Below are 15,031 nucleotides of genomic sequence, written 5' to 3' on the forward strand. Positions count from 1 at the left end.
GCCGGGAGGACGATGACCGGAGGACCTCCGGCGGGAGAGGAGTCCCTGTGACCGGACTGCGCTATGTGTACGCCGTCTGCCGTCCGCTCGGCGCGCCCCTCCAGGCCGACCTGACGGGCGTGGCGGGCGATCCGCCGAGACTGCTCGCCCACCACGGCCTGATCGCCGTGGTCAGCCATGTGCCGGCGCGGGACTTCGCGCAGGAGGCGCTCCGCCGCCGGCTGGCGGACGTGGACTGGCTCGCGGGAACCGCCCGCGCCCATCAGCAGGTGATCGACGCGCTCACGGCCGTCACCACACCGCTGCCGCTCCGGCTTGCCACCGTGTTCCGGGACGACAGCGGCGTCCGCGTGATGATGGAGGAGCGCGAGGACGACTTCCGGCGCACCCTGGAGCGGCTCGCGGGGCGGGTCGAGTGGGGGGTGAGGGTGTACGCGCAGTCCGCGCGGGACGCCGAGGACGACATCCGGCAGCGCGCCGAGCGATTCTCCGGGCGACTGCACAGCGCGCTGTCCGCGCACGCCGAGGACGTCCGGCTGCGTCCGCCGCAGGCCTCCGTCCTCGCCGAGGCCTGCGGGCAGAACGTGCTGAACGCCGCCTATCTCGTGCCGCGCGCGCATTCCGAGGAATTCGTGGAGACGGTGGACCGCACGAAGGACGAGGAATCCGGCGTACGCGTGGAACTCGCCGGACCGTGGGCGGCCTATTCCTTCGTGGAGTCCGCCGGGGAACCCTGGCCACCGGGCGAGCAGGCATGACCGAGGACGTATGACCGAGGACGTATGACCTGGGACGTATGACCTGGGACGGATCAGGCGGGACGGATCAGGCGGGCTTTCGGCACAGAATCTCGCCGTGCAGGACGCCGAACCAGCCGTCCTCGCGCCGACCCCACTCCCGCCAGGCCTCCGAGACGGCGCGCAGTCCGTCCACGGAGGCGTGCCCGCCCTGCGTGGCGCGCTCCGCGTAGGCCGAGGCCAGGGTGCGGTCGGCCCACAGGCCGCTCCACCAGGCCCGCTCCTCGGGCGTGCTGAACGTCCAGGTGGCGGAGGTGGCGGTGATGTCCGTGAACCCGGCGGCCAGCGCCCAGGACTTCAGCCGCCGCCCGGCGTCCGGTTCGCCGCCGTTGGCCCGGGCCACCCGGCGGTACAGGTCCAGCCAGTCGTCCATCCCGGGCGAGGCGGGGTACCAGGCCATCGCCGCGTAGTCCGAGTCGCGGACGGCGACGTAACCGCCGGGCCTGGTCACCCGCAGCATCTCGCGCAGCGCCTGTACGGGGTCGCCCACGTGCTGGAGCACCTGGTGGGCGTGGACCACGCAGAACGTCGCGTCGGGGTGGTCCAGGGCGTGCACGTCGGCGACCGCGAAGTCGACGTTGGTCAGGCCCCGTCCCTCGGCCGTGGCCCGGGCCTGCTCCAGGATCTCCGGCGCGCGGTCGACGCCGGTGACGTGTCCGTCGGGGACCAGGGCGGCCAGGTCGGCGGTGATGGTGCCCGGGCCGCAGCCGATGTCCAGGATCTTCATGTGGGGCTTCAGCGAACCGAGCAGGTAGGCGGCGGAGTTGGCGGCGGTCCGCCAGGTGTGCGATCGCAGCACCGACTCGTGGTGTCCGTGCGTGTAGACGGCGGTCTCCTGCGCTTTCGGCATGGCTCTGCCCCTTCTCGACGAAACGGGTCCGCACCGGGGGTCCCGGTGCGATCACGGTATGCCGACAGCCGCATGGTGAGACAGATCGTTTTGAAATGTGGACTGACGGATCGTCATATCGGGTGGGGTTACCCTGAAACGGCCGTTTCCCGTGCGGGGGCGGTTCTCGGCATCGGCGACACCGGAGGCCACTGCATGCGCCTGCTGCTCATCCGTCACGGCCAGACCACCGCGAACGTGGACTACCTCCTCGACACCGCCGTCCCCGGCGCCGGCCTGACCGAGCTCGGCGAACAGCAGGCGGCCGCCCTGCCGCAGGCCCTGGCCGACGAGGACATCGACGCGCTCTATGTCTCGACCCTCGTGCGCACCCGGCTCACGGCCGCCCCGCTGGCCGCCGCCCGCGGTCTCGACGTCCTCGTCCGCGACGGGATCCGGGAGATCTCCGCTGGCGATCTGGAGATGCTCCCCGGCGACTCCGAGCACGGCGAGCTCTACATGCGCACGGTGTTCGCCTGGGCGGCCGGCGACGTGGACCTGCGGATGCCCGGCGGGGAGAGCGGCGCGGAGTTCCTGGCGCGCTACGACGGCGTGGTCGCCGAAGCCGCGGCGAGCGGCGCCCGGACCGTCGCCCTGGTCAGCCACGGCGCCGCGATCCGGGGCTGGGCGGCCGCCCGCGTGGACGGCATCGACGTCCCCTTCGCCGCGGCCCACCGCCTCGCCAACACCGGCACGATCGTCCTGGAGGGCTCCCCGGCCGACGGCTGGAAGGCCCTGGAGTGGGCGGGCGCCACGGTGACGCCCGCCGGCGAGGGCGGACCGGCGGGCCGGCCGGTGACCGGGGCCGACGCCTGACGGGTGCGGGCGGCGGTCTGCCCGGGTCGCGTTCATAACGGTTTGCCGCATGCCGTGGGCGGCCCGCACAATGCGTCCTCATGGGACATCTGGAAGCCGCGCACCTCGAGTACTACCTCCCCGACGGGAGGGCGTTGCTCGGCGACGTGTCGTTCCGGGTGGGGGAAGGGGCCGTGATGGCCCTCGTCGGGCCCAACGGCGCCGGCAAGACGACCTTGCTGCGGCTGATCTCGGGCGAGCTGAAACCGCACGGCGGAACGGTCACAGTGACCGGCGGCCTGGGCGTGATGCGCCAGTTCGTGGGATCGGTACGGGACGAGACGACCGTCCGCGACCTGCTGGTGTCCGTCGCCCAGCCCCGTATCCGCGAGGTCGCGCAAGTCCTCGACAAGGCCGAGCACGCGATCATGACCGTCGACGACGAGGCGGCCCAGATCCAGTACGCGCAGGCGCTCTCCGACTGGGCCGAGGTGCGCGGGTACGAGGCCGAGACGCTGTGGGACATGTGCACCACGGCCGCGCTCGGCGTCCCCTACGACAAGGCCCAGTTCCGGCTCGTGCGCACCCTCTCCGGCGGCGAGCAGAAGCGGCTCGTGCTGGAGGCGCTGCTGCGCGGCACCGACGAGGTACTGCTCCTGGACGAACCGGACAACTACCTCGACGTGCCCGGCAAGCGGTGGCTGGAGGAGCGGCTGAAGGAGACCCGCAAGACGGTCCTCTTCGTCTCCCACGACCGCGAACTCCTCTCCCGCGCCGCCGAGAAGATCGTCTCCGTGGAGCCCTCGCCCACCGGCGCCGACGCCTGGGTGCACGGCGGCGGCTTCACCACCTACCACGAGGCGCGCCGCGAACGCTTCGCCCGCTTCGAGGAGTTGCGCCGGCGCTGGGACGAGAAGCACGCCCAGCTGAAGAAGCTCGTCCTGAACCTCCGTCAGGCGGCCTCCATCAGCCATGAGTTGGCCTCCCGGTACGCGGCGGCCCAGACCAGGCTGCGCAAGTTCGAGGAGGCCGGACCGCCGCCGGAGCCGCCGCGCGAGCAGGACATCACCATGCGCCTCAAGGGCGGCCGCACCGGCGTAAGGGCCGTCACCTGCAAGGGACTTGAGCTCAGCGGTCTGATGAAGCCCTTCGATCTGGAGGTCTTCTACGGCGAGCGGGTCGCGGTCCTCGGCTCCAACGGCTCGGGCAAGTCGCACTTCCTGCGACTGCTGGCCGGCGACACCGTGGCGCACACGGGGGAGTGGAAGCTCGGCGCGCGCGTGGTGCCCGGGCACTTCGCGCAGACCCACGCCCACCCCGAGCTCCTGGGCCGCCCCCTCCTGGACATCCTGTGGAAGGAACACGCCCAGGACCGGGGCCCGGCCATGTCCCGGCTGCGCCGCTACGAGCTGACCCAGCAGGCCGAGCAGAGCTTCGACCGGCTCTCCGGCGGCCAGCAGGCCCGCTTCCAGATCCTGCTGCTGGAACTGCAGGGAGTCACGGCCCTGCTCCTCGACGAGCCGACCGACAACCTCGACCTGGAGTCCGCCGAAGCCCTCCAGGAGGGCCTGGAGGCCTTCGACGGCACGGTCCTGGCCGTCACCCACGACCGCTGGTTCGCCCGCTCCTTCGACCGCTATCTGGTCTTCGGCAGCGACGGCCGGGTCCGGGAGACCCCGGAGCCCGTGTGGGACGAGCGGCGCGTGGAACGGGCCCGGTAGCGCGAGGGGCCCCCGGGACTCTGCCGGCGCACGGAGGGCCCGGGAGCCCGAATGTTCGTACAGTGGAGGCAGAAGTCGGAACGACGGACGGGGCACCACCATGACCGGAGTCGACCCGGACCGGCTGGACGACCAACAGCTCATGAAAGAGCTCGAGACGATCCACCGCACGCGCCACGACACACTGCTCCACGGCTCGAACGACGCCCTGCGCGCCCACAACGACCGCATGGCCCAGCTGGAGGGCGAGTACCTGCGCCGCAACCCACGCCGTTTCGTCTCCCCGTCCCGCACCCGCGACGGGGCCAGGGAACGGGCCGCCGGGCCGAACGACGGCCGCGCCCGCCAGACCCCGGCCGGCCGGTCCGGCACTCCGGTCGGCAAGTGGGGCCCCGGAACGACGGGCGGCTCCGGCGGGGCCTGAGCCCACCGGAGCCGGCCGACGGGTCGGTGTCCTTGTCCCTGCTGTCAGCCGGTCCTTTCCCTGCTGTCAGCCGCCGCTCCCGACCAGCGCCTGTGCCAGTTCCTGGGCATTGGCGTAGCGGTCCTTGTGCGGCAGGCGTCGTACGGCCTCCACGAGCGTGTCCGGCGCGTTCCTGCGGCGCAGGCCCATGGCCAGCGCGCCCGGACCCGCGGGGAAGGAACTGCGCCCCAGGATGCGGCCGAGCTCCAGCCGCACCGTCGCCAGCGACGCCCGGGGGCTGCCCGGTGCCACCGGCCCGCCCCAGACCGCGGGGTCGTCCTCGGCGGACGGCTCGGGGTCGTGCCACTCCTCGCTCCGCGTGGGGTGTCCGGACCTCAGCAGGCCCTGCAGTTCGTGCTTCATCTCTTCGTCCCGGTGCACACTGAGCCGGGCACTGCCTCGCTGCATGTCTGTGTCTCTCCCTCCAGAGCTTCCCGATGGCCACCGCGTACCCGAGGACGGGAAGCCGACACGGGATCGACGCAGGCACTTCACCCGGGCGGCGCGGCGGTCCGGGTCTCCAGTGCGTGCAGCACGGACACCATGTCCTCGCCGCCGTGGCCCTGCTCGACGGCCTCGCCGTACAGGGTGTGGCAGACGTCCAGGAGCGGGGAGGCCAGGCCGGCCCGGCGGGCGGCCTCCGCGATCAGCCGGTTGTTCTTCAGGACGTCCGCGGCGGCCGCCTGGACGGTGAAGTCGCGGGCCAGCAGCTTGGGCCCCTTCACTCGGGAGACGGCGCTGGCCATCGGGCCCGCGTCCAGGACGTCCCGCAGCAGGCCTTGGTCGAGTCCGTGCCGGTCGGCGAAGTGGAACGCCTCGGTCAGCCCGGTGACCAGCGTGATCAGGAACAGGTTCACCGAGAACTTCATCAGCAGCGCGCCCGGGACCGGTCCGCAGCCGAACGTCTCCCGGCACATGGGGGCCAGCAGGGGCCGTACGGCCGCCACGGCGTTGTCGTCGCCCGCCAGCATCCCCACGAGTTCGCCCCGCTCCGCCGGGACCCGGGAACCGGAGACCGGGGCCTCGACGTAACCCCCGCCCGCCGCCAGGACGTCGTCCCGCAGACGGCTCGAGTACTCGGCCGAGGTCGTGCCCATGTGGACGACGGTGCGCCCGGCGACGCGCGCGGCGAAGCCCGGTGTGCCGCGCCCCAGCACCGCGTCGACGGCCGGCTCGTCGGCCAGCATCAGGATCACGGCCTCGGCCCGCTCGAAGACCTCGGCCGGGCTCGCCGCGACCTCGGCTCCGGCGGCGCGCAGGGGCGCGCACCGGCCGGGCGTGCGGTTCCACACGACGAGCGGCGTTCCGGCACGGGCGAGGTTGAGCGCCATGGGCTGCCCCATGACCCCGAGACCCACGAAACCGACGTACACGTTGACCTGCCTTTCCGGCCCCGACCACTCGCTCGCTATGACCGTGGTCATAGTAGTCGTCCCTATGACGGTGGTCATAGGGTGGTGCCGGAAGGGCCGGAAGGGCCGGAAGGCCGAGGGCCCGCGCGGTCCAGGGGCTCAGGAGCCCAGGGGGCCAGAGGTCCAGGGGTCCAGGGGTCCAGGAAAGGGAGGTCGGGGATGGCGGTGTCCGAACGGGGGCCGCGCGAGCGGATGGTCTTCAGCGCGGCCCAGCTCATCCGGCGCGACGGGGTCGCCGCGACCGGTATGCGCGAGGTCGCCGCCCACGCCGGCGCGCCGCGCGGATCGCTCCAGCACTACTTCCCCGGCGGCAAGGAACAGTTGGTCAACGAGGCGGTGGGCTGGGCGGGCCGGTACGCCGGCAACCGGGTCGCCCGCTTCCTCGCCGCGCTGCCCGAACCGACGCCCGGCGCCCTGTTCGCCGCGATGGTGCGGCAGTGGACCGACGAGTACGAGGCCGCCGGCTTCGCGGGCGGCTGCCCCGTGGCCGCCGCCACGGTGGACTGCGCGCAGGCCTCGCCGTCCACGCGGGAGGCCGCCTCGGCCGCGTTCGCCACCTGGACCGGGCCGGTGGGACAGGCCCTGACGGACATGGGCGTGCCCGAGGAGCGGGCCGGTGCGCTCGCCACGCTCATGATCAGCGCCCTGGAGGGCGCGATCCTCATCGCCCGTGCCGAGCGGGACGTCCGCGCCCTGACCGCCGTGGCCCGGGAACTCGGCCCCCTCCTCGACGCGACGACGCGTGCGACGACGCCTGCGACGACGGTGAGAGACGTCGACTGACATCGGGTGACGGGGTGTGACTTCGAGGGGCATCGAGAGACGTCGAGCGGCGTCGAGTGGCATCGAGAGACGTCGAGTGGCACCGAGTGGCGTCGGGCAAGGGCGACCGGGCGAGGGAGGGTGATCGACCGACGGGTCGGCTCTCCGGAGCGTGGCCGGGTCCCGAGTCACCCGCATGGGGGCTCCCGTCCCGCCAATGGCGTCCGGCCGCGCGCGCCCCGTGTTCCCTCGGGCTGTGATGGCTGTGGGGCAGCAACGTCCCGCCCCGCAGTCACCGGCCGAAGGAGCCGTTCCATGGGTCGCAGCGCCCACTTCCTCTCCGCCCTCGCCGTGGCCGGTGCCGTCCTGGTCGCCGCCGGTCCGGCCGCGTACGCGGATCCCGCGGCGGAGGTCAGCCCCGGCAGCGTCGCCCCCGGCGGCAGCGTCACCGTGTCCGTCTCCTGCGGACCTCTCGGCGTCGCCGCCCCCGAGAGCGTCGACGCCGTCTCGCAGGCCTTCGCCGACGGCACCGTCAAGCTGACCAAGGTCCCCGGGGACGACGCGCAGACCGGGCCCGTCTACCGGGGCACCGCACAGATCGCACCCGCCGCCGACCTGGAGGCGAGTCCGGCGGCGGTCGGAACGGACGCCGCCTGGACCGTCGACGGGACCTGTCCGGCGGCGGCCGGCGGACCGGGCAAGGCGTGGAGCGCGACCCTGGACGTCGCGCGCGGCGGGGCACAGCCCTGCGGGTCGGCGACCGTCGGCGTGTCCTGCGCCACCGGTCGACCGTGTCCGCCGGCGGCGCAGGGCGTCTCCCGGCCGAACCCCGACGCCTGCCCCACCGTCGAGCCGTGCGACCGGCCCGCGCCCCAGCCCCGGGGCACCGCGTCCCACGACGCCACCTGCGCCCCCGCTGCCCTCGGGCACGGCGTCCGGGCCGGTGCGGGCGGCGCCTTCACGGACTCCGTTCCCGCGCTCGCCGCCGGTGGCCTGCTGATCGCCGGTGCGCTCGCCGCCGCCGTGCACCGACTGCGCCGCCGCGACCCCGCGAGGAACGCCTGACTCCGCCGCAGAGCCGGTCCGGCCCGCGCTGTGACCGGCGCAACGCGCGGGGCCGGTCATGGGGCGAGGCCCCACCGGGTACGCAGAGCCCAGAGGCACGAACGACCTCGACCACCTCGACCACCTCGACGGCTTCGACGGCTTCGACGACCTCGTACGGCGGCCCGGTCTCGCACGAGCGCCGAGCCTCGTACGAACGCCGGGTCCCGAACGAGACGTCAAGCACCACCAGCGCCATCAGCACCACCCCCAGCACCCGCACCACACGTACGACCCGCACCACACGGCCCACGCCGGCGCCCGGCGGCGGGGGACGGCACAGGACACCGGCGACGGCATCGGGCACGGACTGCGCGGAGGTCGACATGCGGCGGACGGAACCGGAGGACCACGGGCCCGTCCGCTACGGTCCGCCGCTCCCCCCGGACGGACTGCCGGTGCTGCCCGAACTCGCCTCGGTGCTCGCCGAGGCGGCCGGCCTCGCCGACGGCGAGCCGGTCGGCGGCGGCCCCGCCCTTCTCGACGCGGCCCGCGGCTACTGGGCCCGACGCGGCGCCCCCGCCGAGCCCGGGCGGGTCGTGGCCGGGCCCGGCGCTCCCGCGCTGCTGCTCGCGCTGACCGCAGCCCTCGGCGGCGACGTCCTGGTGCCCCGGCCCTGCGCGGCCTGGTGGGCGCCGTACGCGCGCCTGCTGGGAAGACCCGTCTTCCATGTGGCGACGCCCGCCGAGTGCGGGGGCGTCCCGGACCCGTACGCCCTGCTGGAGACCGTGCGGCGGGTGCGCGCCGAGGGCGGGGACCCGCGACTGCTGGTGCTGTCCGTCGCCGACGACCCCACCGCGACCGTGGCGCCGCCCGAGGTGCTGCACGAGGCGGTGGAGGCCGCCGCGGGCGAGGGCCTGCACCTGGTCAGCGACGAGACCTGGCGCGACACGCTGCACGCCCCCTACGACACCGTGCTGGTCAGCCCCGCCGAGATGCTGCCCGAGCAGGTCACCGTCGTCAGCGACCTGGCCGGCGCCCTGCTGCCCGTCGGCTGGCCCGCGGCCGTCGCCCGCTTCCCCGCCTCGGCCGTCGGCGACGGCCTGCACGCGCGCGTGCTCGACGTCCTCACCGCCCTCGACGCGCGCGTGGCCGCACCCGTCGCCGCGGCCGCCGCGTACGCCCTGGCCGAGCCGGAGCCGGTCACCGCGCGCACGGCCGCCGCCGTACGCCTGCACGCGCGCGTGGCGGACGCCGTGCACGCCGCCGTGACCGCCGCGGGCGGTCTGGCCCTGCCGCCCCGGGCCGGCCGCCACCTGTACGTCGATCTCGGGCCGCTGCGCGAAGCGCTGTCCGCGCACGGCGTGGGCGACGCACAGGAACTGGAGGACTTCCTCTCCGCCCGGCTCGGCATGCCCGCGCCGGGCGGTCACCGCTTCGGGGACGACCTCGGGGCGCTGCGCGTCCGGCTGTCCACCGGCATGCTGCTGGACGGCACGCACGCGCAGCGCGCGGAATGTCTCACGTCACCCACACCGTTGGAACTGCCACACGTGCAACGCGCGTTGACGCTTCTGAGGTCGGTCTTCGACGATCTCCGTGACGACGCTCAGCGATGGGAGCCTCCTCGATGACGCAGCAGTCAGAGTCGACCACCACCAGCACGGTGACCACCGCCGACATCTCCGCCGACATCTCCGCAGACACCTCGGCCCCTTCGTCCCCGTCTCCACTCGCGCCGCCCGTGCCGCCCGCGCCGCCGCTCGCCGAGCCCCGCCGGCCAGGCGAACGGCGGGTGTGGCCGCGGACCTTCCACGACCGGTTGACCTCTCCGCTGCCCGGCCTCAAAGCCGTCGCCCGGTTCGCCCGCGAGGGCTCCGTGCGGCCCGGCCGGAAAGGCCTCGCGGACATCCCCCGACTGCCCTTCGAACCCGGCCCGTTGCCTCGCGTGGACGCCCGCACGATCGCCGTCACCTGGGCGGGACACGCCAGTTGGGTCGTGCGGATTGGCGGCCTGACCGTGCTGACCGACCCCGTCTGGTCCCGCCGCATCCTCGGCACCCCGGCCCGTATCACCCCCGTCGGCGTTCCCTGGGAGGCGCTGCCGCGCGTCGACGCGGTCGTCGTCAGCCACAACCACTACGACCATCTGGACGCCCCCACGCTGCGCCGACTCCCGCGCGACACACCGGTGTTCGTGCCGGCCGGGCTCGGTCGCTGGTTCGTGCGCCGCAAGTTCACCCGGGTCACCGAGCTGGACTGGTGGGAGGCGGCCGAACTGTCCGGCGTCCGCTTCGACTTCGTGCCCTCCCACCACTGGTCCAAGCGCACCCTCACCGACACCTGCCGCTCCCTGTGGGGCGGTTGGGTGCTCACCGACCCCGACGGACAGCGCCTCTACTTCGCCGGAGACACCGGTTACGGCCACTGGTTCTCCCACATCGGCCGCCGTTACCCGGGCATCGACCTGGCCCTGCTGCCCATCGGCGCCTACGACCCCCGCTGGTGGCTCAGCGACGTCCACTGCGACCCGGAGGAGGCCGTCCGCGCCGCCCTCGACCTCGGCGCGCGGCGCATGGCCCCGATGCACTGGGGCACGTTCGTGCTGTCCGCCGAGCCCGTCCTCGAACCCCTCACGCGCGTGCGTGCGGCCTGGGAGGAGGCGGGGCTGGACCGGGACGCCCTGTGGGACCTGCCGGTGGGAGGCTCACGGGTGCTGGAGTAGCCCCGACGGTCGATCGGCCGACCGGTCGGCCGATCGGGCGGGCGCCGGGGCCGCGGTCTCGGCGCCGTCGGCGCTTCCGGCGCAGCCCATCGCGTCGCCAAGGGCCGCTCAGGGCCGACCAGGGCCGACCGGAGCCGACCAGGGCCGATCAGGGCCGACCCGGGCCGACCCGGGTCGGATTCCCTGCTCGGCCCGGGCAGGGTCTATGCGGCGCGGGTTCCCCTGACCCGGCGCCACAGGCTCGGGAGCACGCCGATCACCACGGTCAGCGCGATCGCGGCGACCACGCCCTCCCAGGGCTCGGGGAACAGCGAGCCGCCCAGGATGCCGATCAGCTGATAGGTCAGCGCCCAGGCCAGGCAGGCCGGGAAGTTGCCCCGCATGAAGCGGCGCAGCGGCCACTGCGCCATCAGACAGGCCAGCATCACCGGGATCCGGCCCGCCGGAACCAGCCGGGACAGCACCAGCACCGCCGTGCCGTGCTCGGCGAGCTTCTCCTGCGCCTGCGTCAGCCGCTCCTCCGGCGCCCGTGAACGGATCGCCTCCAGCCAGCGCGAGCCGTTCCTCGACCGCATTCCGCGCCGCCCCAGCCAGTACAGCGCCGCGTCCCCGCAGAACGCCGCCAGCGACGCCGTCACGAACACCAGCGCCAGCGAGAAGGGCGCCGTCTGATGGAAGGCGACCACCGCCGCCGAACTCACCAGCGCGCCCGTCGGCACCACCGGCACCAGCGCCCCGATCAGCACCAGCAGGAACAACGACGGATAGCCGAGGGCCTGTTGGGTGGACTCCGTGGGCACGGCCGTCACGGCCGCGGCGAGCCGCCAGCTCACCGCGCGACCTCCGGGCGCACGCTCTCCCCGTGCCCGAGCCGGTGCACCGCGACCCCCGGCGCACGCTCCGCCGCAAGTCGTACGAACTCCTCGCCGGGGGCATGGAATTCATGGGGGCGCACGGCGTCCATGCCGATCGGCCAGAACGTGCCGTAATGCACCGGCACGGCACTGCGCGGCGCGATCCGGGTCAGTGCCTCGGCCGCGCGCCCCGCGTCCAGGTGTCCCTCGCCGAGATACGGCCCCCAGCCGCCCACCGGCAGCAGCGCCACGTCGACCGGTCCGACCTCCTCGGCCATGTCCTCGAACAGGCCGGTGTCCCCGGCGAAGTACGTCCGTGCCTCGCCCTCGACCACGTATCCGAGTGCGGGGGAGTGGTGCCGGCCGACCGGCAGCCGACGCCCGTCGTGGCGGGCCGGCACGGCCCGGATCCGCAGGTCGCCCACGGTCGTCTCGTCCCCCGCCGCCATCTCGGTCAGTTCCAGCTGCCGCAGCCGGCGCAGCCCGGGGACGGCGCGCGGTGCGCCCCGGGGCACCAGCAGGCGCGTGCCCGGCGCGAGGCGCGCCAGCGAGGGCAGATGCAGGTGGTCGGCGTGCAGGTGGGAGACGAGCGCCACGTCCGCCCGCCAGGCGTCGGGCGGGGGCGGCGCGCCCCGGCGGCGGCGCAGATGAGCGAGGCGGCGGGCGAACAGGGGATCGGTGAGCACACGTACGTCCGAATCCTCCACCGTGCAGGTGGCGTGACCCCACCACGTGATCTCCACCGGCACCCCTTTGCCTCCTTCGCGCGACTCCCCCGAAGCGTACGGGCAGGAGTAGGGTCGGCGGCGAAACCCGGAGGTGAGGGGGACGCCATGGGACCGGTGCGGGTCATGCGGGTCACGGCGATCGCGAGTCTGACGCCGCTCGAGGAACTGGACGACGATCCCTTTCTGGTGGACTCCCGCAGCCAGCACGCGATGTGCGCGCGGTGGGCCGCGGAGCGCGGATACGTCGTCAGCCGGGAACTGCTGGTGCGCGGGCTGCGCGCCGACCACTGCGTGCTGTGGGACGGGGTCCGGCCCGGCGTCGACCTGTTCGTCGCGCCGAGCCGCAGGGTGCTGGAGAGCGCGCTGTCGTCCGTCGAGGAGTTCTCCGAGGAGTGCGCGCGGCGCGGGGTGCGGGTGGAGACCGTGGGCAGCGCCGAGCCCGCCTACGACGCGCAGATGAAGGCCCGGGTGCACCGCAGACTGTCGATGCCGACCGCCGGTTACGACGGGCGATAGCCGCCGCGCCGGGTGGCTGTCGGCGCGGTGTGACAGGGTGGAAGCCGGCCCCCGCGGTCGTCGGGGGCGGAACGCGAGGTGTACGGGGCGTGCGTGGGGTGCGGTGGCGGCGGGCCGTCAGCCAGGTGGGGCGCAGCGTCGCGGTGTGGGGTGTCTCCACGCTCACGATGCTGGTGCTGGCAGGGATCCTGCCGGACTTCCGGCTGCAGTCCGCCGACGGCGACAGCGCGACCACCATCGCCGTGACGGCGGCCGTCGGCGCCGGGGTGTTCGGTGTGCTGTCGGCTCTGGTCTGGCCCCTGCTCGTCCGTCTGCTGCTGCTGGTGCCCGCGCTGGTGCTGGGCCTGCTGGTGTTCTTCCTCAACGGCTCGCTGCTGCTGCTCGCCCTGCGGCTGACTCCCTCCGGGCAGAGCGAGGCGGCGCCCGAGACCGCCGTCATCGTCGCCGCCGTGATGTCCGCCGTCGCCTCCGCGACGGGCGGCGCGCTGGCCGTGCGCGACGACGACGCCTACCGCCGTCGGCTGTACCGCCTCTCCGACCGGCGTCGCAGAGGCGTCCCCGCCTGCCCCGCCACCCCCGGCACGGTCTTCCTCCAACTCGACGGCGTCGGCCACGACGTACTGGTCGGCGCCGTGGACAAGGGCCTGATGCCGACCGTCGCCACCTGGCTGGGCGGGCCGTCCCCGGAGTCGAGCGGCCCACCGCGCCCGGAGTCGAGCGGCCCACCGCGCCCGGACGGCGACCCGCGGCAGGGCGACGACCCGCGGCAGGGCCGCGCGCCCGACCCGCGGATCCGGCCCACGCATCGGCTCATCTCCTGGCGGACCGACTGGTCCAGTCAGACCGGGGCCAGTCAGCTGGGGATCCTGCACGGCAGCAATCACGACGTGCCCGCCTTCCGCTGGTACGAGAAGGACAACCGGGAGGTGATGGTCTGCAACCGTCCCACCAGCGCCGCCGAACTCCAGCGCCGGGCCGTCGAGCACACCGCTGACGGCGGGCTGCTGTCCGCCGACGGCGCCAGCCGCGGCAACCTCTTCAGCGGCGGCGCCGACGAACAGGCGCTGGTGCTGTCCATCGCCACCCGCCGACGCAGCCGGGAGACCCGGTCCCGGTCCGGCTACTTCGCCTACTTCTCCGACCCGGCCAACGCCGTGCGCACCGCCCTGTCGTTCGTCGCCGAGGTCGTCCGCGAGATCGCCCAGTCCACCCGCGCCCGGCTGCGGGAGGACCGCCCGCGCGTGGCACGCGGCGGCCTCTACCCGTTCGTCCGCGCCTTCGCGACCGTCGTCGAGCGGGACGTCGTCGTGGCCGCCGTGATGGGCGACATGCTCGCCGGCCGCACCGCCGTCTACGCCGACCTGGTGGCCTACGACGAGGTCGCGCACCACTCCGGGCCGCTCGGCCGGGACACCGAGCAGGTCCTCGGCCGGCTCGACCGGGCGCTCGCGCTGATCGGGACCGTCGCCGAGCATGCTCCCCGCCCGTACCGGATCGTCGTCCTGTCCGACCACGGCCAGAGCCCCGGCGAGACGTTCCGCGCCCGCTACGGCCTCACCCTCGGCGACCTGGTGCGGGCCGGCTGCGGGCTGCCCGTGCCGCGGAAGGCCGAACGGACCCACAGCGGCGCCGAGGCCCGCGCGGCCGTCCGCGCGGCGCTGCGCCGGCCCGTCGAGGAGGGCGGCGAGCGGCACCGGCCGGCCGGCCGCCGCTCGGAGCCGATCGTGCTGGCCTCGGGCAACCTCGGCCTGATCTCCTTCCCCGACGTCCCGCACCGGATGAGCAAGGAGGAGATCGACGCCCGCCACCCCGCCCTGCTGACCACCCTCGCCAACCACCCCGGCATCGGATTCCTCCTCGTCCGCAGCGAGGAGCACGGCGGGGTCGTCCTCGGCGCGTACGGCGCGGAGATCCCGCTGGACCGACTCGACCGCAATCCGGGCCCGTTGGCCGTCTTCGGGCCCGGCGCGGCCGACGCCGTGCGCCGCACCCACTCCTTCCCGCACACCGCCGACATCATGGTCAACTCCTTCCACGACCCGGCCGACGGCGAGGTCCTCGCCTTCGAGGAGCAGATCGGCTCGCACGGCGGCCTCGGCGGCGCCCAGGCCAGGCCCTTCCTGCTGTCGCCGCTCGCCCTGTCCGCGCCGGTCGAGGACGACGAGGAGCTCGCCGGGGCGGAGCACGTCCACCGCGTCCTGCGCCGCTGGCTGCGCGAGTCGAACGGGCCCCAGGTGCCCGTGCGGCCGGCGCCGGAGGAGCACGCCGCCTGAAATTCGGCTGCGCCGACGGGGGCGTACGCACACACTGGGCCGTACGCACACC

At 74.3% G+C, this 15,031-nt stretch carries 15 protein-coding genes; 10 read left to right on the top strand and 5 right to left on the bottom strand.

Annotated features, from left to right (window positions below; all coding sequences use genetic code 11):
• Positions 1 to 47 precede the first annotated feature (47 nt).
• Positions 48 to 758: a GvpL/GvpF family gas vesicle protein gene (locus ACWD4O_RS32950; protein ID WP_451285514.1), complete on the top strand. Its 711-nt coding sequence runs from the start codon at positions 48 to 50 to the stop codon at positions 756 to 758.
• Positions 759 to 825: 67 nt separating this feature from the next.
• On the opposite strand, the gene ACWD4O_RS32955 is transcribed toward ACWD4O_RS32950, so the two are convergent.
• Complete coding sequence (locus ACWD4O_RS32955; RefSeq protein WP_451285516.1) at positions 826 to 1,647, bottom strand: class I SAM-dependent methyltransferase; 822 nt, start codon at positions 1,645 to 1,647, stop codon at positions 826 to 828.
• 195 nt (positions 1,648 to 1,842) lie between these two features.
• Between ACWD4O_RS32955 and ACWD4O_RS32960 the strand changes: the two genes are divergently transcribed.
• The 3 genes from ACWD4O_RS32960 to ACWD4O_RS32970 all read left to right on the top strand — a co-directional run bounded on the left by ACWD4O_RS32960 (position 1,843) and on the right by ACWD4O_RS32970 (position 4,626).
• Entirely contained in the window at positions 1,843 to 2,502 is a 660-nt protein-coding gene (locus tag ACWD4O_RS32960) for a histidine phosphatase family protein (protein ID WP_451285518.1), read from the top strand.
• 80 nt (positions 2,503 to 2,582) lie between these two features.
• Positions 2,583 to 4,202, top strand: coding sequence for an ABC-F family ATP-binding cassette domain-containing protein (locus ACWD4O_RS32965; protein WP_451285520.1), 1,620 nt, complete (start codon positions 2,583 to 2,585; stop codon positions 4,200 to 4,202).
• A 100-nt stretch (positions 4,203 to 4,302) separates the two neighbouring features.
• Positions 4,303 to 4,626, top strand: coding sequence for a DUF6158 family protein (locus tag ACWD4O_RS32970; RefSeq protein ID WP_451285522.1), 324 nt, complete (start codon positions 4,303 to 4,305; stop codon positions 4,624 to 4,626).
• A gap of 66 nt (positions 4,627 to 4,692) precedes the next feature.
• Here ACWD4O_RS32970 and ACWD4O_RS32975 read toward each other — a convergent pair whose 3' ends face one another.
• Both ACWD4O_RS32975 and ACWD4O_RS32980 read right to left on the bottom strand, forming a co-directional pair.
• A complete protein-coding gene (locus tag ACWD4O_RS32975; protein WP_398423543.1) occupies positions 4,693 to 5,073 on the bottom strand; it encodes a DUF2795 domain-containing protein in 381 nt (126 codons plus the stop codon).
• Positions 5,074 to 5,156: 83 nt separating this feature from the next.
• Complete coding sequence (locus ACWD4O_RS32980) at positions 5,157 to 6,089, bottom strand: NAD(P)-dependent oxidoreductase (RefSeq protein WP_451285524.1); 933 nt, start codon at positions 6,087 to 6,089, stop codon at positions 5,157 to 5,159.
• A 147-nt stretch (positions 6,090 to 6,236) separates the two neighbouring features.
• Here ACWD4O_RS32980 and ACWD4O_RS32985 point away from each other — a divergent pair, with 147 nt between their 5' ends.
• The 4 genes from ACWD4O_RS32985 to ACWD4O_RS33000 all read left to right on the top strand — a co-directional run bounded on the left by ACWD4O_RS32985 (position 6,237) and on the right by ACWD4O_RS33000 (position 10,608).
• Positions 6,237 to 6,860 carry a TetR/AcrR family transcriptional regulator gene (locus tag ACWD4O_RS32985; protein WP_451285526.1) on the top strand — a complete coding sequence of 208 codons (624 nt, stop codon included), beginning with the start codon at positions 6,237 to 6,239 and terminating at the stop codon, positions 6,858 to 6,860.
• Positions 6,861 to 7,154: 294 nt separating this feature from the next.
• The gene (locus tag ACWD4O_RS32990; protein WP_451285528.1) at positions 7,155 to 7,904 is read left to right on the top strand and encodes a hypothetical protein; all 750 of its coding nucleotides are present in this window, start codon (positions 7,155 to 7,157) and stop codon (positions 7,902 to 7,904) included.
• A gap of 365 nt (positions 7,905 to 8,269) precedes the next feature.
• The gene (locus tag ACWD4O_RS32995) at positions 8,270 to 9,517 is read left to right on the top strand and encodes an aminotransferase class I/II-fold pyridoxal phosphate-dependent enzyme (protein WP_451285530.1); all 1,248 of its coding nucleotides are present in this window, start codon (positions 8,270 to 8,272) and stop codon (positions 9,515 to 9,517) included.
• Positions 9,514 to 10,608, top strand: coding sequence for an MBL fold metallo-hydrolase (locus ACWD4O_RS33000; protein ID WP_451285532.1), 1,095 nt, complete (start codon positions 9,514 to 9,516; stop codon positions 10,606 to 10,608). Before ACWD4O_RS32995 ends, ACWD4O_RS33000 begins: the two co-directional genes overlap by 4 nt.
• Positions 10,609 to 10,811: 203 nt before the next feature.
• Here ACWD4O_RS33000 and ACWD4O_RS33005 read toward each other — a convergent pair whose 3' ends face one another.
• A complete protein-coding gene (locus tag ACWD4O_RS33005; RefSeq protein WP_451285534.1) occupies positions 10,812 to 11,441 on the bottom strand; it encodes a DedA family protein in 630 nt (209 codons plus the stop codon).
• Positions 11,438 to 12,211, bottom strand: coding sequence for an MBL fold metallo-hydrolase (locus tag ACWD4O_RS33010; RefSeq protein ID WP_451285535.1), 774 nt, complete (start codon positions 12,209 to 12,211; stop codon positions 11,438 to 11,440). The genes ACWD4O_RS33005 and ACWD4O_RS33010 overlap by 4 nt, the downstream gene beginning before the upstream one ends.
• 84 nt (positions 12,212 to 12,295) lie before the next feature.
• On the opposite strand from ACWD4O_RS33010, the gene ACWD4O_RS33015 reads away from it, so the two are divergent.
• Complete coding sequence (locus ACWD4O_RS33015) at positions 12,296 to 12,706, top strand: hypothetical protein (protein WP_351914766.1); 411 nt, start codon at positions 12,296 to 12,298, stop codon at positions 12,704 to 12,706.
• An 89-nt stretch (positions 12,707 to 12,795) separates the two neighbouring features.
• Complete coding sequence (locus tag ACWD4O_RS33020) at positions 12,796 to 14,979, top strand: phage holin family protein (RefSeq protein ID WP_451285537.1); 2,184 nt, start codon at positions 12,796 to 12,798, stop codon at positions 14,977 to 14,979.
• The last annotated feature ends 52 nt before the right edge of the window (positions 14,980 to 15,031 follow it).

This window comes from Streptomyces sp. NPDC002623 (genome assembly GCF_053592635.1).

What these genes read in the sequence shown, in the direction of transcription:
- ACWD4O_RS32970 (WP_451285522.1), top strand. Translation starts at nt 4,303, where the DNA reads ATGACCGGAGTCGACCCGGACCGGCTGGACGACCAACAGCTCATGAAA.
- ACWD4O_RS32985 (WP_451285526.1), top strand. Translation starts at nt 6,237, where the DNA reads ATGGCGGTGTCCGAACGGGGGCCGCGCGAGCGGATGGTCTTCAGCGCG.
- ACWD4O_RS32980 (WP_451285524.1), bottom strand. Translation starts at nt 6,089, where the DNA reads ATGACCACGGTCATAGCGAGCGAGTGGTCGGGGCCGGAAAGGCAGGTC.
- ACWD4O_RS32975 (WP_398423543.1), bottom strand. Translation starts at nt 5,073, where the DNA reads ATGCAGCGAGGCAGTGCCCGGCTCAGTGTGCACCGGGACGAAGAGATG.
- ACWD4O_RS32965 (WP_451285520.1), top strand. Translation starts at nt 2,583, where the DNA reads ATGGGACATCTGGAAGCCGCGCACCTCGAGTACTACCTCCCCGACGGG.
- ACWD4O_RS33015 (WP_351914766.1), top strand. Translation starts at nt 12,296, where the DNA reads ATGGGACCGGTGCGGGTCATGCGGGTCACGGCGATCGCGAGTCTGACG.
- ACWD4O_RS32960 (WP_451285518.1), top strand. Translation starts at nt 1,843, where the DNA reads ATGCGCCTGCTGCTCATCCGTCACGGCCAGACCACCGCGAACGTGGAC.
- ACWD4O_RS32995 (WP_451285530.1), top strand. Translation starts at nt 8,270, where the DNA reads ATGCGGCGGACGGAACCGGAGGACCACGGGCCCGTCCGCTACGGTCCG.
- ACWD4O_RS33000 (WP_451285532.1), top strand. Translation starts at nt 9,514, where the DNA reads ATGACGCAGCAGTCAGAGTCGACCACCACCAGCACGGTGACCACCGCC.
- ACWD4O_RS32955 (WP_451285516.1), bottom strand. Translation starts at nt 1,647, where the DNA reads ATGCCGAAAGCGCAGGAGACCGCCGTCTACACGCACGGACACCACGAG.
- ACWD4O_RS32990 (WP_451285528.1), top strand. Translation starts at nt 7,155, where the DNA reads ATGGGTCGCAGCGCCCACTTCCTCTCCGCCCTCGCCGTGGCCGGTGCC.